The sequence below is a fragment of the Clostridioides sp. LIBA-6622 genome (assembly GCF_056716095.1).
Genome location: NZ_CP196998.1, coordinates 3606012 through 3627175 on the forward strand (window position 1 = coordinate 3606012; position 21164 = coordinate 3627175).

Annotated in this window: 28 protein-coding genes; all 28 read right to left on the bottom strand. The window is 30.3% G+C overall.

The features are described 5' to 3' along the window. Entirely contained in the window at nt 1-1002 is a 1002-nt protein-coding gene (locus ACTG47_RS16815; RefSeq protein ID WP_479925408.1) for a phage tail protein, read from the bottom strand. Continuing rightward, nucleotides 1003-1620, bottom strand: a complete 618-nt coding sequence (locus ACTG47_RS16820) for a putative phage tail protein (RefSeq protein ID WP_479925409.1) — start codon at nt 1618-1620, stop codon at nt 1003-1005. Continuing rightward, on the bottom strand, nt 1620-2669 hold the full coding sequence (locus ACTG47_RS16825) for a baseplate J/gp47 family protein (protein ID WP_479925410.1): 1050 nt from the start codon (nt 2667-2669) through the stop codon (nt 1620-1622). The genes ACTG47_RS16820 and ACTG47_RS16825 overlap by 1 nt, the downstream gene beginning before the upstream one ends. Further along, a complete protein-coding gene (locus tag ACTG47_RS16830; protein WP_479925411.1) occupies nt 2662-3090 on the bottom strand; it encodes a DUF2634 domain-containing protein in 429 nt (142 codons plus the stop codon). Before ACTG47_RS16830 ends, ACTG47_RS16825 begins: the two co-directional genes overlap by 8 nt. Continuing rightward, nucleotides 3090-3416 (bottom strand): DUF2577 family protein, encoded by a 327-nt coding sequence (locus ACTG47_RS16835; RefSeq protein WP_479925412.1) that lies wholly within the window; start codon nt 3414-3416, stop codon nt 3090-3092. Before ACTG47_RS16835 ends, ACTG47_RS16830 begins: the two co-directional genes overlap by 1 nt. A 15-nt stretch (nt 3417-3431) precedes the next feature. Continuing rightward, nucleotides 3432-5165, bottom strand: coding sequence for a C40 family peptidase (locus ACTG47_RS16840; protein ID WP_479927094.1), 1734 nt, complete (start codon nt 5163-5165; stop codon nt 3432-3434). Between the two features lie 14 nt (nt 5166-5179). Then, nucleotides 5180-5815: a LysM peptidoglycan-binding domain-containing protein gene (locus ACTG47_RS16845; protein WP_479925413.1), complete on the bottom strand. Its 636-nt coding sequence runs from the start codon at nt 5813-5815 to the stop codon at nt 5180-5182. Further along, a complete protein-coding gene (locus tag ACTG47_RS16850; protein WP_196340931.1) occupies nt 5815-7569 on the bottom strand; it encodes a hypothetical protein in 1755 nt (584 codons plus the stop codon). Before ACTG47_RS16850 ends, ACTG47_RS16845 begins: the two co-directional genes overlap by 1 nt. After that, complete coding sequence (locus ACTG47_RS16855) at nt 7562-7729, bottom strand: hypothetical protein (RefSeq protein ID WP_021425746.1); 168 nt, start codon at nt 7727-7729, stop codon at nt 7562-7564. Before ACTG47_RS16855 ends, ACTG47_RS16850 begins: the two co-directional genes overlap by 8 nt. Nucleotides 7730-7752: 23 nt before the next feature. Beyond that, nucleotides 7753-8142, bottom strand: a complete 390-nt coding sequence (locus tag ACTG47_RS16860) for a phage tail assembly chaperone (RefSeq protein WP_021425743.1) — start codon at nt 8140-8142, stop codon at nt 7753-7755. A gap of 52 nt (nt 8143-8194) precedes the next feature. Further along, nucleotides 8195-8647 (bottom strand): phage tail tube protein, encoded by a 453-nt coding sequence (locus ACTG47_RS16865; protein WP_196340932.1) that lies wholly within the window; start codon nt 8645-8647, stop codon nt 8195-8197. 17 nt (nt 8648-8664) lie between these two features. Beyond that, the gene (locus ACTG47_RS16870) at nt 8665-9732 is read right to left on the bottom strand and encodes a phage tail sheath C-terminal domain-containing protein (protein ID WP_479925414.1); all 1068 of its coding nucleotides are present in this window, start codon (nt 9730-9732) and stop codon (nt 8665-8667) included. A 14-nt stretch (nt 9733-9746) separates the two neighbouring features. Further along, nucleotides 9747-10163: a phage tail terminator family protein gene (locus ACTG47_RS16875; RefSeq protein WP_479925415.1), complete on the bottom strand. Its 417-nt coding sequence runs from the start codon at nt 10161-10163 to the stop codon at nt 9747-9749. Nucleotides 10164-10173: 10 nt separating this feature from the next. After that, on the bottom strand, nt 10174-10596 hold the full coding sequence (locus ACTG47_RS16880; protein ID WP_479925416.1) for an HK97 gp10 family phage protein: 423 nt from the start codon (nt 10594-10596) through the stop codon (nt 10174-10176). Beyond that, a complete protein-coding gene (locus tag ACTG47_RS16885; RefSeq protein WP_479925417.1) occupies nt 10580-10918 on the bottom strand; it encodes a phage head closure protein in 339 nt (112 codons plus the stop codon). The genes ACTG47_RS16880 and ACTG47_RS16885 overlap by 17 nt, the downstream gene beginning before the upstream one ends. Further along, nucleotides 10919-11209, bottom strand: a complete 291-nt coding sequence (locus ACTG47_RS16890) for a head-tail connector protein (RefSeq protein WP_479925418.1) — start codon at nt 11207-11209, stop codon at nt 10919-10921. A gap of 9 nt (nt 11210-11218) precedes the next feature. Further along, nucleotides 11219-13234: a head maturation protease, ClpP-related gene (locus ACTG47_RS16895; RefSeq protein WP_479925419.1), complete on the bottom strand. Its 2016-nt coding sequence runs from the start codon at nt 13232-13234 to the stop codon at nt 11219-11221. Next, entirely contained in the window at nt 13206-14402 is a 1197-nt protein-coding gene (locus tag ACTG47_RS16900) for a phage portal protein (protein WP_479925420.1), read from the bottom strand. Before ACTG47_RS16900 ends, ACTG47_RS16895 begins: the two co-directional genes overlap by 29 nt. Nucleotides 14403-14414: 12 nt before the next feature. Then, nucleotides 14415-16100 carry a terminase large subunit gene (locus ACTG47_RS16905; protein WP_479925421.1) on the bottom strand — a complete coding sequence of 562 codons (1686 nt, stop codon included), beginning with the start codon at nt 16098-16100 and terminating at the stop codon, nt 14415-14417. Next, nucleotides 16094-16459 (bottom strand): hypothetical protein, encoded by a 366-nt coding sequence (locus ACTG47_RS16910; protein ID WP_021425771.1) that lies wholly within the window; start codon nt 16457-16459, stop codon nt 16094-16096. Before ACTG47_RS16910 ends, ACTG47_RS16905 begins: the two co-directional genes overlap by 7 nt. 126 nt (nt 16460-16585) lie before the next feature. Continuing rightward, nucleotides 16586-16876 carry an HNH endonuclease gene (locus ACTG47_RS16915; RefSeq protein ID WP_479925422.1) on the bottom strand — a complete coding sequence of 97 codons (291 nt, stop codon included), beginning with the start codon at nt 16874-16876 and terminating at the stop codon, nt 16586-16588. Nucleotides 16877-17151: 275 nt separating this feature from the next. Further along, nucleotides 17152-17700: a tyrosine-type recombinase/integrase gene (locus tag ACTG47_RS16920; RefSeq protein WP_479925423.1), complete on the bottom strand. Its 549-nt coding sequence runs from the start codon at nt 17698-17700 to the stop codon at nt 17152-17154. Continuing rightward, nucleotides 17700-17855, bottom strand: a complete 156-nt coding sequence (locus ACTG47_RS16925; RefSeq protein ID WP_479925424.1) for a hypothetical protein — start codon at nt 17853-17855, stop codon at nt 17700-17702. Before ACTG47_RS16925 ends, ACTG47_RS16920 begins: the two co-directional genes overlap by 1 nt. 292 nt (nt 17856-18147) lie before the next feature. Then, nucleotides 18148-18591, bottom strand: coding sequence for a transcriptional regulator (locus tag ACTG47_RS16930; protein WP_479925425.1), 444 nt, complete (start codon nt 18589-18591; stop codon nt 18148-18150). Nucleotides 18592-18615: 24 nt separating this feature from the next. Continuing rightward, nucleotides 18616-19266, bottom strand: coding sequence for a DUF2786 domain-containing protein (locus ACTG47_RS16935; protein WP_479925426.1), 651 nt, complete (start codon nt 19264-19266; stop codon nt 18616-18618). Continuing rightward, nucleotides 19259-19414 (bottom strand): hypothetical protein, encoded by a 156-nt coding sequence (locus ACTG47_RS16940; protein WP_479925427.1) that lies wholly within the window; start codon nt 19412-19414, stop codon nt 19259-19261. The genes ACTG47_RS16935 and ACTG47_RS16940 overlap by 8 nt, the downstream gene beginning before the upstream one ends. A 14-nt stretch (nt 19415-19428) precedes the next feature. Continuing rightward, nucleotides 19429-19812: a single-stranded DNA-binding protein gene (locus ACTG47_RS16945; protein WP_479925428.1), complete on the bottom strand. Its 384-nt coding sequence runs from the start codon at nt 19810-19812 to the stop codon at nt 19429-19431. Next, on the bottom strand, nt 19805-21160 hold the full coding sequence (locus ACTG47_RS16950; RefSeq protein WP_479925429.1) for a DnaB-like helicase N-terminal domain-containing protein: 1356 nt from the start codon (nt 21158-21160) through the stop codon (nt 19805-19807). Before ACTG47_RS16950 ends, ACTG47_RS16945 begins: the two co-directional genes overlap by 8 nt. Nucleotides 21161-21164: the final 4 nt, after the last annotated feature.

A 21164-nucleotide genomic window follows, 5' to 3' on the forward strand; every position in this document is an offset into this window, starting at 1 on the left:
CTACATTGGTATTAAATTACTATTTATGTTTGATATAATATCGGCTTTGATTCCTGTTAATTGCTCTGCTACTTTATTAATTTCCTCATGTATTTTTTCGCTTGAATAAGTAGTCATTTCAGACACTCTATTATCATCAACAGTCGCATTAATTAAACTAGTTTGTGCATTCCCATTTATCAAATACACATACATTTTAATATTTTCTTCATTCCTAACAAGAATGCTATTATCATCAATAGCTCTAGCATTTGGTGTAAGTGCTTCTCCAATTTCATCATATAAAGCTATTAGTATTCTTTTAGTCAATAAAGGATGATTTATAGTTACTTCATACATGCTAGTTTCACTATTTAAAACCCAATCATCTGTTTCTATGATATGTGTATGAGATACATTAACTCCCCCTGCAACGATACTGTCAATCTTGATATTTTGTTTCTCGTTTTCTGTGTCAATTCTAGTGTTTAACTCTGTCTTAGCAGTTTCTATGTTGCTTGTTAACTCTGTTTTAGTTGTATCTATTTTACTATCTAAAGTTTGTATATCTTTTAATGTTGCCAAAATGACAGTTGGGTCTACTTTTAAATTTACACTTGAAGTGTTAGAGACTACTAAAATAATTTTTATAACTAAATCTTTTACGCTCCCACTATCAGCTGTTGGTTTATATGTTTCGGGATATTTAGATACTGCAATTAATTGATTTAACGAGTCAAATATACCTACTTCCCTTATCATAAATCCACCAACGCTACCTGGTATTACAGTTTCTATTACTATCCAGTTTGGATTTTCTTCATCTACTTTTACATTGTTTACAGAACCTTCCCAAACTATTTTTTTAAGTGTTGTCTGTTCTTCTGTTGGATTATATTCCGCTCCTGCTCCATCACCAAGTTGTAATTTAACTAAATCTACTTTATTACCAAGTGCGGTAGCATTTGCAATAGATGCCTTACCTATCTTTGTTAAAAGGGTATAATATTTTTGTTCTGCCAACTATATCACCTCCTGCTTTGGGTATAAAGTTACTTTTTCCATACTCCTATCATTACCTGTAGCTATAGTTAATTCTCCAAAGCTTTCAAAGTTTGTTGGTGCATATGGGTATATGGTAACTGTTTCACCTGTATTCATTGTAGAACCTGCAAACATATCATTTTTATTGAATAAAAGCATCTCAAATTTATGTTCAAGATGACATGGTTTTATTTCTTCTATTTTCTTATCTAACTCCAAGATAGTGTTATAACTACAATTATTTGTTATAAAACTAAGCGTAAAACTAAATAGATTACTGAATACTTCTACATCAACATTAGTCTTTGTATAAGCTTCTGAGATAGCTTTTATTACTCCTATAGTAGTTGTGCCTTTGCCCCTCATTTTTGCTGTTATATTACTTCTTCTATCTTCTATACTTAAATCAAATCTATTTTTAATAGATAAAATATTTTCCCAGTAATCGAGTCCCCATGTTGCAGTATCTACAAAGAACTGGTCAAAAGTATCGTCATAAGTTTCTCTAAGCGTCTCTAGTTCTATGTCATAAGCTTCTTGTATTTTTCTTGTAACATCATTGTTATAAAATTGAGGTAGCTTATCAATTAACTTCATTAAACCACCTCACTAAATTCTAAGGTTGTAACACTTGGGACTTTATCTTCTTCAAAACTTATATTTTCAGCTTTATTATTTAAAAGTAAATTACTAAAGTCATGTAGACCTTCTACACTTGCAAGTATTGCACTTACTTTAGTGTAAATTATTTCTTTATTAACATTTATTAAATAGCTATTAATGCTTTCTAAGAAACTTTCTTTTACAAAATCTAGTGTGTATCCTGCTTCTAGCTTTATAGTTGCACTTATATTTACATCAAGTGGCGAAGGTGTTGTGACTGTTAGTGTACATCCTATTGGCATTTCTGCCTCGATATGTTCTCTACATTTAGTTATTATTTCTTCTTCAACAGCTTGATTATTTTGACCAAATAATAAAACCTTCACTGTTCCTGCTCCATCCCATCTTGGATAAACCTTAGCATTATAGACCCCATCAACCTCTAAAGCCCATTCCTCATAGTGTGCTTTATTTCCACTTGTAGCTTGATTTTTCTGTATTTTATAGAATCTCTCTTTTAATTCTTCGTCTGTTTCTATTTCTGTCCCACCTTGGAATGCTAAATTATTATAAATTTTAGTTATGCCATTTATTTCGTCTTGTAGCTTAAATTCTGTGTTTGCAGGTATATTATATCTAATTCCGATTTCTAAAGCCTGTATCGGGCTTGTATTTTGTTCGATTTCTGAACTAATTACTATATCTTTAATTACCACGAATAATAGCTCGTTGTAAGAAATAATAGTTCCGTTTTGAATAGTTGTTCCAACTTTTCCCTCGAATGTCACTTCCCCTGTAGCTTCTGTTCCTAGTTTTCTATACACTCCAAATTCATTTACTCTCTTATCTAAAAAATCATCGAAGTTATCTTCTATAAAAGCTTTCTTATGAAGGTATGAAAGTTCTATATAGAATTTTGCTAATTCACTATTAACAGGAGATACCATATCACTTAAAAAAGAACCCTCGCCTTTATAGATATTTAAATCTATATTGGATAGAGTTCTGCTTTTAACAACATCATATGTTTGACTACTATACATTAACTTCCACCTCTCCATAAATTGTATTTATAGTTATGTCTACACTTAATAAATCATCTGTAAATTTTGTATTTGCAACATTAATATCTAGTATATATGGATTAACTAATAGAGACTCTTTTATATACCTAGATGCTTCACTTTCTGTAAGACCTTTACTATACTTTTGACCTATTAATTCAGATAGCTCTGTTCCATAATTCCACGAATGTACCTCATGCTCGTATCTATTAGTTTTAATACATTTGTATACCCAAACTTTGATAGCTTCATTTCCTTCAACAACTTTAAAATCTCCATTTTCTAAAATAGGCTCATCTTTTTCAAAATTCCAAGCCACTTCTCTGAATAATTCTAACTCTTTTTCTTTTGATATTTCGTAGTCTGCTGGTACTCCTATAAATGGGAATATTGTACTCATTATAAGCTCACCAACTTACTTACAACAGCAAATTTATCACCTATCTTAAACATTATTACTGTGTCCTCTTCCTCAAAAGTATCTATAAACGGATTTTTTATTTCATGTTTATGTTCTTGACTTGTTTCTGTATCAAATAATTCTATCTGTCTATCAAGTATCCAACTATCTATTAAAATATCTTCTTTTTCTAATATAATGTTATTTACCTCTATTTTTAAATTTGGTAATTTATCTTTAACTTTTCCAATAAAAAAAGAAGGTTCATTATAATGTTTTCCTTCTTCTCTTATTATTCCTATAAATTCATTGATTGGATTAGCCATTATTTCACCTCTCTTTTATAAAACCCTTCGAGCTGTAGCAAAATTTTTAGTGTAATAACTACTGTTTGTTTTTGTTATTTTAACTACATCACCTGCTTGTGGTGCATGTAAAAATTCTCCATTTCCTATATATAAACCAACATGACTAACTGGGTCGTGGAAAAACACTAAATCACCTGCTTGTAATTTTTTTTCATCTATTTTCTTCCCTGTTGTAGCTTGTTGTCTTGATGTTCTCGGTAGATTAACATTAACTTTTTTAAAACAATATACCATTAACCCCGAACAGTCAAAATTACTAGGTCCATTTCCACCCCATTTATAAGGCTTACCTAGATGTTTTTTTGCTTCTGCTATTACTGTACCTGCTTTTCCTGTTGCATTTGTATATCCTGTGCCATCTCCAATTATTATGCTTCCTTTTCTTCTTCCAAAATCATTACATTCTTTTTCACTAGACATTAATATATCTATTCTATACACTCCATTTTTTAAGTCAATCGCTCCACCTCTATCCGTTACTGTATAAGTTTTGCCATCAATTTTAGTGCCAGGACATTTTGCTTGAATTTGTGTTTTAAATTTAAGTTTACTAGGTGCAGCACAAGTATTATTGCTAGGTACAAGCCTTTTGTTGTCCATTGCTTGATAATATCCACCCTCAAGTGGGTTATTTGAAGGATAATATGCTGTAAATTCTGCTTTTACTTCTTTCCCATTCAGAGTGCCTTCGCCACTACTCAAATCAGAACTTTCTTCTTTCTGTTCATCTTGTCCTGCTGTCTTTTCATCCATGATATTTTGAAAATTCAAATCTAAATCTATCTCATAATTTCCGTTGCTATCCCAGTTGTGCTTATCTGTGTCTATATAAAATAACCCCACAAGTCCTGTATAGCTATCCTTAACCTTTACACCTCTACCAGTTATACAAGTCACGTCACCATATCCTTTCAGATTGCAAGTCTGTTCTATTCCTTTAAACTCACTTTCAACATCTACAGTATTGTTTTCTTGTTGTTGTATAACTTTTTGCATAATCACTCCAACATCTTTAAAAATTTCATTGTCAATTTTTTCGCTAATTTTATTGCCATACTGGTCTACTACTGAGACCTTGTTTTTTACATTCTCCATACTTTCTGAAAAACTAGTATTTATAAGATTAGAACCTTCTTCAAACATAACATTTAATGTAACAGTTCCTTTTTCAATGATATTAAATTTATCTACATTAGACTCTATCATATACTTTTTTTTAGTTGTCTTACTAGCTTCTGTATATGCACTCATTATAGTATCATAGCCAGTTACACCAATAAACATCTTAGTATATTTGACATTAGTTTTAGGTATATTTCCAATTGAAAGTTTATTGTCATTAAAAACTTGTTTTGCAATATCTTCAACTAACTTATCTTTAAAATTGTATGATACCTCGCTTTGTGTAAGTAAAAATCCCATGTCTTTTGATGTAAAGCTAATACTATTATTACTGGAGTCTTTAGACCTATTAATTATCATTCCTCGATAGATTTCTTTATCATCTACATAAAAACAAACTGTACTAGCTATAGGTATATCTACCTGTCTAAAATTAATATCAGAAGCTGATTGTACTACAGAAAATTCTAATGTCCTTGATGGGGACTTATAATCACCTGACCATGTAACTTTTTCTACTATATCAGTTATATCATAGATATTACCACTTTTTATGTGTACTTTTAACTTTATATTATTAATTATAAATCACCTCCAAACTATGGGATTACTAACACCCAACCCTCTTTTATTATGTCAGGATTTTTAATTAATTTTTTATTCGCATCATAAATCTTCTTCCACAAATCTCCATTTCCATAATATTTTTTTGCAAGTGACCATAGGCTATCGTCTTTACCTACTTTATGTGTCTTTTGTTTTGTATCGAATCCTTTTGTCAAAGGAACATTTTTTGCAGAAGATAGCTTTTCATCATTATTAGTATTTACTTTAGGTATCTGTATTCTTTTATACTCTTTTAAGCTTAATGTAAAATGTATATCTCGTGTTCCATCTTGTTTCCCATACTTAAAACTTTCTATAATGACCTCCATGTTTATATTTGTTTCAGTTATTATATATCTTAAAATTAGTCCCTGTTCCATCCACTTTTTAAGTTTTTCTACACAGTCATATGGTTGTGGAAATCCTTTATAATTACAAAAATGATATTCTTGGCTTGGGAAGAAACTAGTTACCTCTGTTGTTCTAAGCCCTACACCACCACATACTATTATTTCTCCAAGTTTCAATACATTTGATGTATTTGTATTTATATTTCCATTTATCTCAAAGCTTGAAGGGAAAACAGGAAATCTAAAAGCATCATTTGCCTGCCTAAGCCACATTTCCATTAAACTACTCCTCCTACTTTTGCCATTTGTATTTCTGTTATTAATCTTGACATAATCTTTTCAATATCTGCGTCTTCTCTAATTACTATAGTTTCGGCTAACTTCGGAATAGATATATTATAATTTACATTTCCTTCTTGTTTCTGTCTTAATGTAGGTATGCTCTTATTAACAATAGATTTACTTTCTGAATTAGTAAAAACTTTAGAACCTCTTGGCATTTGCACAAGTTCTGGACCATGTTCACCAACTACACTAAGTCCACCACTCCAGTACTTTGTACCAGTAGCATTTCCTGCTAATTTACCAACAACCCAGTTAAATCCATCACTTAATCCATTTGCTGCACCTGCTATTCCATCTATAAGTGGTTTTATATAATCAGATGCTTTTTTAACTACTTTCATAACACTATCAAAAACATTTTTAAAAATCTTACCCATAGATTTTAAAGTACTTCCAACATTTGAAAAAACTGGCGAAAACTTAGAAATTAAAGAACTTACAATAGGAGCTACAGTTTTGACAGCAGAAGCAATTCCTGATAGAACAGACGAGGCAACAGAAAGTAATCCCATAAAAATCGGAGCTAACGCACTTATAACTTGCCCGATTATTGGTGCAACTGTTGATACAATTGAAGATATAGCACTAAATGCTGTCTGAAAAATAGGTGCTAGCGTTGGCATTTGCTGCTGAAACCATCCTATTGCTGTTCCTATACCACTTGTTATTTTTGTACCTACTTCTAGTATCTTAGGGCTTGCCTGGTCTATAAATCCAATTAATCCAGACATTACAGGCTTCAAAGGTTCTAACATACCTAACCCAATATCTGCTACATTAGATTTTAACTTCCCCATTATTGTAGAAAGTAGTCCAGAGCCACTCTCTGCTAGTTTACCTGCACCTCCTGCATACATTGTTTCTAATTTTTTTTGCACATCTTTTGGGTCATCTGTACTACTTGCCTTGACTCCAAATTCTGTCAATCTAGCCATCTCTCCAATGTTCATATCCGCCAAGGCTTCCATAGCATCACCAACAGTTTTACCTGGATTTAACGCTGCCATATCTTCAGCTAATTTTACCATCTGCATAGCATCCTTTGTGTTTCCTCCTGCAATTTGTAAAGAACGAGTTCCTGCTGATATAACTTCCCCAGTTTCAAAAGGTGTGGCATTAGCATTTCCTCTTAATTCTTTTAAATAACTTGCACTCATACCATCTAACTCTTTACTAGATTTACCTTTATTTCCAACCCCCATAAAATGTCTCATGCTTATTTGTTGTTGCTCTAGTTCCATACCACTTTTAACAGTAGCAGCAGCCGCACCTGCTGCCATTCCAATTGGGACTATAGTAGATAAACTTGTAAGGCGATTTTTTATTTTATCAATCATTCCTTTTGTTTCATCTTTTAGTTTTATAGCTGGTCTTGCAATAAATCTCCCAAAAGCCTTTACGTTTGACTTTATTCTCTCAACTTTTTCACTTGCCAAATCCTTAATTGCAACTATTTTTACAAGTTTAGTCCTAAGAGGTGCTAGTTTTTGGTTTAGATTCTGCATAACTCTATTAGCAGGTGTTGCGTCCATTCTTATACGCATACGTTCCCTACTTGCTGCACGCATTTCATTCCTTGTTCTTCTAACTTCCCTTTGGAATTGCGTTTGCTCTCTTCTAATTCCTCGCATAGTTGCACTCATGTTGTCTTTTAGAGATATAACTGCACTTATATGTCTTCTAGCCATTTTTTGAACCTCCAAACATAGCACTTATCAGTTCAGAAATAAGTTTTATTTTTTCTTCTTCTTCATATAGCATACTAGCAATATAAAAATTTTTTCTTGTCATTCTTAAATTAGTCAATTTATCTAAGTCAATCCCTCTATCTAAGTAATGACTAAACATTTGCATTTCTATATCGCTTTTAATTAGTTTTTTAAGCTTTCAATCTCCTCAACAGTTCCAAAACCTGCAAATTTCATAGCAATTTTAGCAATATCAGTAATTTCTCCTGGTTCAAATAAGATGTCAACTATTTCTAATGGGTCATTACATTTAAATTCATCCTGTAATTTTTCATTCTTTAAATTTGGATTTTTAACTACTTCATAAACAAAATATTTTTCACCTTCATCTGCATCCTCCATTTCAGTCGCATCAATACATAATTCCCTATCAGGTTTTGCAATTTCTATATTTGCACCAAGAGAAGGAATATATAATTGCTTTGTTTCTTCACTTTTATTTGAAAAATATTCTTTTCTTCTTAAAATGTCTTCTATTGTTATTATTTCTTTTTTATTTTTTTTGTTATCCATTTTTTAATCCTCCTAATATTTTTACATAAAAAAGGATAGTAAAAAACTATCCTTAAATCTCCTCAATTTCATCAATAACATCTGCATCATTTGGCGTAAATCCAAAGCTTAATTCTTCTTCAATTTTTCCACCTTTTTCAAACTGAGCTAAAGCTAACTCATTAAACCAAACATTGTTAATAGTGGTTGCTTCTGATTGTTTTCCAAGTGTCCCAGGGTCTTTCAACTTACTCGTGATTGTGCTTCTTGGGTCTTCTCCATTTTTCCATGCTTCCAGTAATTTTTTCTTACCACGTGAATATACTTTACCAAGTTTTATGGTTCCTTCCCCACTTAAAGATGTTATTTTAGAGTCCTTACTCATTCCATATTGAACTTCTTCTCTATTTGCTGTCACCTTAGCTTCAAAGCTGAGAACTTCTGCGATTAAACTTCCATCTAGCCAAAGCTTACCCCAAGTACCAGAAATCTGCCTACTTCCTAAAATATTGCTATTATCACCCATTTAATTAATCACCTCACTTACATATATATTTTAAATTTCAAATCCTCCATTGCATCTGTAATTATTATACTTCCCTCTGCAAATACATAAGAACCAGTATTGGCTTCTTTTATTTGTTGCTCTGTCATTTCGCTATAATCAATGCCTTTTTCTTTTAAATACTTCTTATGTGCTTCTATATCTATTTGTGCAGATGCCTCTTGACTATTATCTAGTACTTCATCACGCTGTAGTTCTTTAAAATAATTATTTACAGCAGATAAAAACAGTATTTTATTATCATACTTATTTGTAACTTTTCCTACATAATTTTCATTCCAAGTTTGCAAAATATCATCTTGTATCATATCTGATGCTTCAACAATTTTTATTTTCTTTAAGTCCTCTATCTCACTTTTACCTAATGTCACCAAAGAGTTTACACCTCTTGCTATTCTTATTCCATTATTACTTATAAGAATTAACTCTCCTCTTTCAACAGCTTCATCTGGATTTTCACTTGCTTCTATTTCAGTTACTTCATCTAAAACAAAATAAGTACAACTCTCTGAAAGAGATATCCCTGCTAAAATACCTGCAACTCTTGCTGTGTACTCTGCTGTTGTGTAATCTTTTTCATTAACTTTTATTCCTGTTGTTGTAAAATTTATGATAGCTTTTTCATTTGCATCTGATATATTTGGTAAAACAGCCTTATATATTTTCTTTTGTCTTCTAGCTCCTTTTATCCAGTTGACTACTTTAGTTTTGTCAGCCTCTGCATCTATCCAAGGAATAGCTATATAATTAAACTTTTTTAAATCTAAAGCTTTCAGCACATCATCTAAAGTTCTTTTATCTTCAACTGAATCATTCATAACTTCTATAATGACCTTGTTAGGACTTCCTAAAAATGCAAGTCTTATATAATCATAATTTTCTTTTGTAAATTCAGTTTCATTTATATCCATCAAAAAATCTAAGGAATAAGACTTCTTTGTTGCAGTAGTATCTTTAAGAACTAAAGCGACAATTCCTCTTTGACTTCTAAATTTTATAGTTTTTGAGCGTCTCTCAAACTCAATTATGGCTTCTGGTAATCCCAAGATATATACCTCCTTTAAATATTCATTTCAAGATTTTGCATAAGTTCGTATTCACTTTCATCTTCTGGTATAATTTCTGTTACTTGCAAATTAAATTTATATTGTAGAATATTTTCAATTATTTCTGCATTTTTTTCTTCTATTGTCAATTCCCCATCGTCAATTTCTAAAATGCAATCCTGGAATAATACATTTAATCTATCAATCATTTCTAAGTTTTCTAACTCTGTTTTCCCTCTAGGAAAATAATGTATATTAACTATTAATTTATTACTTGCAAATCCAGGGTCATTTGAAATTTCAACAGGAATAATTTGAATAAAGAAAGCAGGCTTTTCAAACCCGCTTCTTATCTCATTTGCTACTATTTTTATTTTTAAAGGCTTTAATTTATCTACTATAGCCTTTTTTACAGAGACTATTTTTAACATATTTTTTCTCCTATAAATTAAACATTTTATCAAGAAATTTATCAACTTTTTTATCTATCTTAGGGGATTGGTGTTCCATAGTCTGTTGCAGCATATGCTTTCCTTCCACATATCCCCCATTTTTTGTTGACCAACCATTTTCTTGTAGATGTGCATGTGGTGAATTGTTTTTTAATAAACCCATACAATTTCCTTTTTTTTGCGTTACCTTAGTTTTCCAATTGTCTTTCATATGTTTACTTCTTCTATACTTTTTTGGCTTTTTATCAGACTTAGGTGTTCTTGCTATAGCTTCACCTTTACAACCTCCAACAATTCCATTCATTAATTTTTTGGCTTCTTTAGGATATTCTTTAGCTAGTCGATTAACAATTCTATTTGTATAGCTATCTAATCCACCTACATTAAAATCTGTATTACTCGTTATAAACACCCTCTTTATAAACAACACAATCAATATTAGTTTCGTATTGATTTAATTCTTTTATATTATTTACATGCTTAATATCATAAATAATTCCATCATGGACAATCCTCATATCTTCGGTTATATCAGTTCTATATCTTACTTTAAACCTATAGGAATATTCAGTGCCTTCTTTATCTAAGATATAGTTACTACTCTTTCTTAATAAAGACTTATTCGCCCACAACGTTATATAAGTAGTCCATCCTTTGATAATTTCGCCGATTATATTTTCTGCCTCTCCAAATACTTGAACCTCTATTCTTTGTGTTAATTTTCCAACATCCAATTACTTATACCTCCCACATATACTAAGTTGAGATATTATGCTTTCTAAAACAAACCTAACTTTTTCACTATTACTTTCTGTTGCTCCCCTTTTCTCATACTGCTCTGCAACATACATTTTTACATATAAACTAGCGAGTTCAGATTTATTATTTTCATTAAAAACCTTCCCTGTCTGATTCTCCAAGCTTTCCTCTGCTACTTTCAGAAAAGACAAAAGCAGATTATTGTCTTCGTTATAATCTGCTTCTAATCTTAAATATTCTTTTATTTCTTCTAATGATACAATCATTCAAAACACCTACTTCGTAACTGTACTAGTTTTTTTTACTATCATACCAAAAGCCTTGCTACTTATAACATTACCATCAACTAGAGAATAAGTTAAATAATCTGTTTTTCTACTTTTTACATGTTCTTCTGTATATAAAGTTACATCTTCATTTATATTTATTGCATAACCTTTAGTTATATTTCCAGCAAGAATTTCTCCATCTGCCATACTATCATCCATCTTGACAACTCTTCCAAATAGTCTACCAATACCATCGCTATTTACAGTATCAGGAATAAAAATTGGCTTCCCTGTTGTATCTAATATTTCTGCTAATTGCGTCCATATAGTTGTACTATTAGCATAAATACAAGCCCCATTACTCCATTTGTTTAGTACAGACATTAGCTTAGTTATATCAGTATAGGCTATTTTATCAGTGTACTCTATTAGTTGAGTTTTATTAATTTCTTTACTTAAAACAGTTTTTATTCCAAGTGGTTGAGGCTTAAAAGAATCACTTTCTCCTGGCTTTCCTTTTCCATTAATAATGGCTTTCGCCAATGCTGCCCCCATTTTTTCAGCTAATAAGGTAGTTATATATGGAATAAACTCATCAATACTCATTTTTCTTAACTTCCATGATACAGTTATATCTTTTGAAAGGTCACAACCTTTTAATGTTATTTCTTTTAATTTGTAGCCATCCTCTTTGACCTCTGTTTCTTCATCATACCACTCTGCATCATCACCACCATCTTCCTCTGCTATGATTGTCAAATCACCTTTTACAAAAGTTGGTGAAGTGTCTCCAAAAAGAGGATACATATCTCCAATTTCTTTCCATATGCCTGTAGCTACAGTTTTAGGAATTAAAATAGTGTTACTTTCAGTTGTCTGAACCTCAGCCTTATATTCCATATTTACTTTATTAAATACTTCTTCCTCTTCTGTGCTTAATGGCTTCCTTAACATATCCTTAGCCCAAGCATTTTTATATTTTTCTTGCTCATCTTTAATAAATGTGTCTTCTGTACCTTCTATTCTACCTTTATTATTAGTTAAATTAAAAATAGTAGGGTGTATTTTATTACTATCCTGTAATGCTTTTAAATTTGCTCTAGCTTTTGCATTTCTTTCATATTCCTCGTCTAATGCTTTTATCTTATTAGCTATTTTTTCAGCTTCTTCCGTCTTTTCCTCTCCTGTTCCTTCTTCTCCAACTTCATCATCAAGTAATTTTTGTGCTTCGTCTATCATTTCTTGTCTTTTTTTAAAATATTCTTCTCTAGTCATTTTTAATCCCCCTAAATTTAATAAGCCCAACCTAAGTTGGACTCTTTTTTTATTATTATTTTCTTTTTCTCCATCAATCTTATCTATTTTATTTTTTAAAGCATTAGGTATTTTATCATACTTATTAAAATAATTGCCCACACAAGCAGCTACCTCTTTTACTTCATCAACTTCAAAATCAAAATAATTTGATGCTTCTCTACCAGTAAACCAAGTCTCATTTTTTAACATTTCTTTTATTTCTTCAATGTCAATTCCTTCTCTTAGATTCTCTTTATATACATTTAAAATTCCTTCTTCTATCCTATCTAAATCTTCAGCTGATTTAATTAATTTATCTGAATTATATGCACCCCATAGACCTAGCCAAGGTTTGTGTATCATAAAATAAGCATTGCTAGGGATTACAACTCTATCACCTGCTAAAGCTATTACACTTGCGATACTTGCAGCAACACCATCTATATAAACAGTTTTAAAACCCTGGTGTCGCTTTAGCATATTATATATTGCCATACCTGCAAATACAGAACCACCGCCAGAATTGATATAAATATTTAAATCTTTTCCCTGTTCATGTGTTAAAAAATCTTTTATTGCAAGTGGGTATTGGTCTTCTTCTGTCCAAGCATCCCACTCGTCACAGACAATATCACCATAAAAAAATAAATCTGCATTTGTCTCTGTAGAGTTTTTAACTTTTAAAAAGTCTTTCAAATTATCCTTTATTTGTATGTTCGTTTTCATTTCTATTGACAATACTTTCACCTTCTTTTTCTAATACAGCTGTATCTAATCTTCTCAAAGCCCTATCTCCTCCATCAATTGGCATTAGATTTAACACAGCTCTCCATTCATTTGGAGTCAAAGCTCCTCTATCAACCATTTGTACTAGACCCAATTTAGTAGACATACTTGCACATTGAAGATTAGATGATTCAAAAACTATCTTGTTTCCAAAACTTCTCTCTTTCCTTGTAAATAATTTTCTGGTATACTCATTTCCCAATTGGATTCCTAGAGGCTCTATCTCTGATTCATAATATGCATTCCACTCATCTTCTGAATATTTACTCTGTACTATATTTTCATTTATATTAAAAAAATTGTATAACCTCTGTGTTGTTTTATCCATTTGTGCTGCATTAGGAACATAGCTTTCTGGCTTAACTTGCTCTACATCATATTTTGGGTCAATAGCAGCTGCTCCACCTTCTCCTAAATCTATTTTTAAATAATTATCAATAAACTTTTTAGTCTCAATTTTTATGTCTTCTGGTTTAAGAACTTGTTTAAACTTCAATAGCCACTTAATCACATTGCTATTTTGTATTGCTTTAACAACTCCCTGGTCTGTTGTGTTAACAATTTCCATTAAATTAATTAAAGACATGCTAGGAGATGTACCAAATATATCATTGTCACTAAAATCTTTTCTAAGGTGTATAATCTTATTATATGGATAAGTTAGAGCTTTTCCATTCTTTAGCTTAAACTTCAAATTAAGCACATTAGCTTCATCATATACAGCCTCTACACTAAAAGCTACTACTGGATAAATTTGGTTTGGTATCCCAAATTCATCATCAATTATTATTGCAAAAGCATTTCCATTAAGCTCTAATTGAGTGACCATCTTTTCTTGCAATAACTGACCTGACATAAGTGGATTTGGGTCTTCCAATAAAAACCTTATACTTGCCATTGGATTAATTTCAAAACCATTTAAACTATCTCTAATATGTTTTGCTACCATCTTTCCTACTGCTTTTGATTTTGTTCTTATAAGTCCTCTTATAATATCACTCCTATATAGGTCTCCATTCCAGCAAAAAAATCCATTCCCTTCTACAGTTACTAATTCTATCTTAGTTACAATATCTTTACTTTTATTATTAAAATTTAGTAACCCCATCTTTCACCTTCCTTAAATCATATTCTGATATTCTGTATCATGATTTTTAAGTGTTGTATATGCGTTTAATAGTGCTGCTGCTAAATCTATACGCTTTCTTCTATTGTTTGTTTTACATGGTTGTATATTTTCATTCTTATCTATATCTATAGCCATATTAGATAAGCACCATTTCATTATAGGATTATTATTGTAATTCACAATTTTACTTTTTAAATCTGCTTTAAGTTGATACATAGGGCTTGATAATGTTTTTTTACCTTGATGTACTTTTTCCATTGCTTCTTTACCAAAATAACCCTCCATTTCCTCCACCCAATAAGCTGCTGACCATGCATCATATCCAACCCAAGGTAAATATATCCCATATTGTTCTCTAACTTCTAAAAACCACTCTGTTACATATTTGGGATGTACTTTATTACCAGGACATGTTCTAATTAACCCTTGTTCATACCATAAGTTATAAGGAATTCTATCTTCCTTACTTCTTTCCTCTAACAAATCATGTGGTAACCATGCCATACTCAAAACATATATATTCTCATCATTTCCACACATAAAAATAACAACTGCTGCAGTTAAGTCAGTTGTCTTAGATAAGTCAGTTCCACCAATTCCATAGTTAGGTCTTAAATCTAATACATTAAACTTATCTTTGTTGTTTAATTCATCAAACATAAGCCATGTTTCGCTTGAAGTTTCTCTTATGTTAAAGTCTTTAGTAAGTAAGTTTTTAACCAATAGAGAATTTGACTTTGCCTTATTTACTTTTTTTTCAAGTTGTTCTATTTTTTTTATTGTACCTAAACCTGGATTAGCTTTTTTATAAGCTGATGGTTCTAACCATTCTTTCTTGTTGTCTAGCTCATAAATTATAGGTAAAAAAGTCTCATCTTTATATCCATTTTCATCTTCATAACCATTTAAAAGCATTTCTGCCTCTTCATATTTAATATCAAATATACTCTCTCTTACTGTTCCAGCTGTTGATGTTATAAATATAAGTGGTTCATCTCTTGAACTAGTTCCATCAACTATTACATCGTATAAATCTTTACTTTTCCAAGCATGTATTTCATCAAGCAAAGCACAATGAACATTAAGACCATCTTGTGTATTACTATCGGAACCTAATGGTCTGAAAGAGCTATCATTAAAACTACTAACCATATCAGCCACTAATGGTTTTATTCTTCTTAATAATGAAGGTGACTTTTTTACCATTCGCTTAGCTTCACTCCATATTATTTTAGCTTGGTCTTTCTTTGTTGCAACTGCAAATATTTCTGCACCCGGCTCTCCATCTGCTATCATCATATATAGACCTATAGATGATGCAAGAGTAGACTTTCCATTTTTTCTAGCAACTATTAACATTACCTCTTGATATTTTCTAGTTCCATCTATTTTGTGTACAATACCAAAAGTTGTAGCTACTAATGACTTTTGCCATAACTCTAATATGAATGGCTTCCCACCAAGCTTGCCCTTGCTATGCTTACAATAGTTTTCAATAAACTCTATAACATGATTACCTTTTTTTGAATCATACTCCCACTCTGAATCTGAATCATGTATAATTCTAACTACTTCTTTATAAACCTTATGCACCTTTATGCTTACAACCTCTTGACCCTCTTCTATCTTATTCCAATATTCTAAGATTGGATTATAATTAAATGGATATCTTAACATTGCTTTTCACTTACAAAATCATCAAAACCATCATCAATGATTTTAGGAGTATCTTTTGGTAATAGAGCAAGGAGCTTATCATTTAATGTTGTATATCTTTGAATCATAGTATTGTATGTTTTAACATATGGGCTTTCTCTTAAAATTGAATATTCCCCTTGTTGCATTTCATCTATTACTCCAAAGAGATTTATATTCTCCTTTAATTCTTCTAATGTAATCCTCATAAATGCACTTTCTTGTATAAGACCTTCTACACTTTTTTTCTTTTTTTCATCAACATCTTTAAATATCCTATTAAGTCTATTTATTTCTTTTTTAATCTTTGCTTCTTTAGTTATATTATTCTTAATCGACATATTTCTCACTTCCCTACAACTTATCTAAGGGTGGGGGGTATGTTAAAATGACCTATATGTTGTTTGGAGGTTGGTCATCGGTATTTCTAAATGGCTAAATAACTACTTTTTAGGGGGGAGTAAGACCTATAATTCAATCAAATCTCCATTCTCATTAAACATCAATCCATCTTGTAAAACTTCATATTTGGCAAAGTGTTCTTTATTATGACAATTCTGACACAACAACTCTAGGTTACCCCAACTTAATGTTATATCAATATCATCAATATTATCTGGATTAATATATTTTTTATGATGAACAATATCTCCTAGACCTCCACACCTTTCACATAGTCCATGCTTTGCTTGAAAATAACTATCTCTACATTCTTTCCAAGTCTTACTTAAATAAAACTTTTTAGCATACTGTTTCATAACACATCCCTCTGCCTCTTATTATTTTCATAAATCAACCCTCCTAAATTTCGACATATCATTATATTTATACTTGAATTTAATACTATTGAAATCTTGCTCTAACAATACATATTACATATTCTGTATCCTTCATTTATTTACATATAAAATACCTTGTACAGTTGTCATATCAATATATCTAAGTATGACAGATTGATACACAAAAATATGAACAATACATCAATTTATTATGTATCCTTCATAAGTTTTTTTTAAAAATAGTATAAGTATATTTAATAGTATCTAAAACTTGAATAGGCTTTATTTAAATGGTCTTGATTTATTCCGATATAGTTCAGAGTCACGCTTGGGCTACTATGATTAAATATCCTCTGTAATGTTACAACATCCTTAGTTTGTTTATAATAATGATATCCAAATGTCTTACGCATAGTATGTGTTCCAAGTCTTTCTATTCCAAATAATTCACCTAAATTCTTTATTATATCATAAGCTCTATTTCTCTCAATAGCTTTGTTATAACCACTTCTACTTTTAATTAGAAATTCTTTCAAATCTTTATCTTGAGTATAACTTTTTAATTCTTTTTTCAATATTGGATTTATCTTTATAATTTTTTTCTTACTTGTCTTTTTTTCTTTTAGTGTTATATATTCTTTTCCTCTTACATCTTTAATTCTAAGTTTTAATATATCTGATATTCTTAAACCAGTGTAAATTCCCATAAGAAATAGTATATGGTCTCTCTCATTTGTTTTTTTTAAATAATCACACATATTTTCCAATACAGATAAGTCTCTAATAGGTTCAACAAAATTCATTATCTACATTCTTTTGCTCCTTTCAGCTTTTCAAATTTTATAGAATAGTCATGGTCAAAATTAGGAATCTTCTCCATTTCTTTTTTCAACTCTTTTTCCTCTTTGGATAGTTTATACTCTTTATTAATTACCCTACCTATATCTACCCATTCCATATCATACTCCTTTCTATACATAAAAAAAGACCAGGTTTCATAACCTAGTCTTTCATCAGAGCAAAGTTACCAATCTCAGCTCTGTAGCTTAATATACTTAACCATGTTTTTATTATATATCAAGTTAAGTATAAAAAGAGTATACATTTAGTATAATAATCGTATAATTTTAGTATAGTTTTAGTATAATTTTTAGTCATAACCCAAACACTTTTTTTACACCTTTAGTATAATCACTACATAAAACCCAACTTAATAGGTATAATGGTAATTTTGTCACTAGCCAATGTAATTAACTCAATAAATCTTTTAACTTATTTATAATCTCTATACGCATTTGTTTACATCTTGCAGTAGAAAAACCTATTTTATTAGCTACATATCTCCATGAATTATTTTTATTACTAAAATATCTGCACTTAATCAATTCAACTTCATCTTCACTTAATAAAGACATTGCATTGTCAATTTTTTTTATTAGAATCTCTTTTTCTTCTACCTCTCTTTTTATTGCTTCTATTTCTTTTTCCTTATTTAATACTTCACTTTCAACTAAATTTGATGAGTTACGAGTTTGAGAAGTTTTTTCGGTATAGCCTATAGCTCTACATCCCAAATAGGAATTTTCTTTCTTTTTTATATCTAAATTTAAATGATTTATTTCTGCTTTTATCCTGTTATAACCATATAATTTACCCTCTGCTCTTTTAAATGTATCATCTTTTACATTATTCATCACATTTAATCTCCTTTTTAATAATTATTTGCTACAAATTTCTCTACCTTGCATAGCATGTTTACCATCATATAATCCGGCTTTATATGAATAACTATCAATTCCACTTTCTTCTAAAGACTTACATTTTTTAACACCCATCCTTTTACTTAATACATAATTCTTATACTCTTTTTCCACTTCTTTTGGAATAACTAATGCTAGTTTTGTGCTTTGTTCCTCTAACTTAGACCTAATACCATCCATATATCCTATAACATAGCTATTATAGATACCAACACAATATCCATCTTCTTTTAATTTTTTATAAACCATTTTATTCGCATGACTATGTCCTAGTTTAAATAAAAAAGAGAATACTTCTTTGGCTACCTCTGAATCCATGCTTCTACCATAAAATGATATGTTTCTTCCCCTAGTAAAAGTTTTACATCTAAAATTGCTTGCTATTATTGATGCTAATTCATATTTCCATGCCCTTGATACTTTTACATATTCATATGATACTTTTATTTCTTCTTCGTCCTCTCCTTCATTAATATCCATTACATCTATATCATACTTAGCCATCAATCTTTGTGCTTTTAATATAGCGGATTGAGCCTCTTCATAACTTGTATTATTGGTTGATAGAGCTAGCAATTTCTTAATTTTATTAATTATCTTATCATCCATTTCTTCTCCCCCTTGCATAAGCTACACACTTCTTACAACAATAAACACTTTTTTGCAACTCTAATTTATAAAACCTTCTACCACACCATCCACAAAAAATATACTTACCAGGCTTTAAAGTTTTATCTTTATACTTACACTTACTCATTTAAATCCACCCCTTTAAAAAGGTATATCTGGGTCATTTTCTATAGCTGTATAGTTTGGTTGCTTTGGTTCTTCTACATGCTTTTTGTAATCTAAAAATTGAATTCCTTTTGTAACAACTTTTGTATATGTTCTTCTTTCACCATCTTTTTCATAATTATTGACTCTTATTGACCCTTGTAATGATATAAGCCTTCCTTTCTCTAAATAATTGGCACAAATCTCTGCTGACTTGCCAATAACCTCTATGTTAATAAAATCAGCCTCTCTAGTTCCATCTTTTCTAACAAAATCTCTATTTATAGCAATTTGAAAAGTTGCTACTGGTGTGCCTGTTACTGGAATATATCTTAAATCTGGTTGTCTTGCGATTCTGCCAACTAAACTTACACTATTCATTTTTCTTACCTCCAAAAATATCATCCTCTATAACTGCTTGAACAAATTTTTTATTATGGTCATATCCAAAATCTTTTTTAAGTTCAGTATTATCATTGGTATAGAATCTTTTACGTTCTGAATTAAAATAAGTTCTTATGGTTATTCTCTGTTTTCCAGTTATCCTATTTTTCAATATCAATATAGAACTTTCATCTTTCCCATCTTCAACTGTTCTGATTGTCTTTAATACATAATCAGCTAAATTTACAACCTCACTTGCTCCAGATACATCAAACATTGAAGGTTCATTATTCATATGACTACTCTTATTTGGATGAGCTACAAGTATAATTACAAGCCCATATTTTTTAGCTACTCTTTTTAATTCCTTTGCTAAATTTTCTTGTTTTTCGTACTTATCCTTACCATTACTATCTATAGTCATTAAATTATCAAGAATAAACAATCTAACACCTTTTCTTGTATATAAATGTTCTATCGTCTGTATTAGATTTTTTTCATTAGCTTTTGAATCTTCACCATATATATAAAACTTTCCTTTTATCCACTCGGAAATAAGTTCCCATGAATATTCAGTTGCATCCTTGTATTTTTCTCCCAATGAATTTATCATTGTTTCTAGGTGATAATCATTACAAACAGTTCTTACAAACCATTCTTTTAACTGATATGATGGTAATTCACCAGAATAAATAAATGTTTTATATCCATCTGAAATTGCATTTGCAACTATTTGATTAATTATAGTTGATTTACCACTACTTGGGTCACCAGTAATTATTGTCATGCTTCCATAAGTAAGTCCATTCATTTTTTCATCCAGAACTCTAAAACCTGTTTTGATACACATTTTACTACTTTTATTTCTCTTGACTAATGAAGCATCAATATACAAATCATCAATCTTTTTAGCATCTAAGGCTATTTCTTTTACTTCATCAAGGAAAGATACAATTTCAATTGTAGAACTCGTGGTAACTTGATTTATAGCTTCATTTAGCTTTTCACTTATTGCTCTTTTTTTAGACAATTCCTTTACAATTTCTATATAGTACTTGGCATTTGAAACAGTTGGAACTATAGTCGTTAAACTTGTTATATAACTTAATCCTCCAACATCTTTAAGTTGGTTTACAATATTTAGTTCATCTGTAAGTGTAATAATGTCAATTGCCTTATCCTCATTGCTTAACTTAATCATAGTTTTATATATTATTTTATTGCTATTATATAAAAAATCATCTTCTAGTAGATTACACTCTTTACAGACATAAACGACTGTATTATCTAGCATAATAGAACCAAGGATACTTTGTTCTGCCTGCAAATTATTTAATTCTAGCACTCTC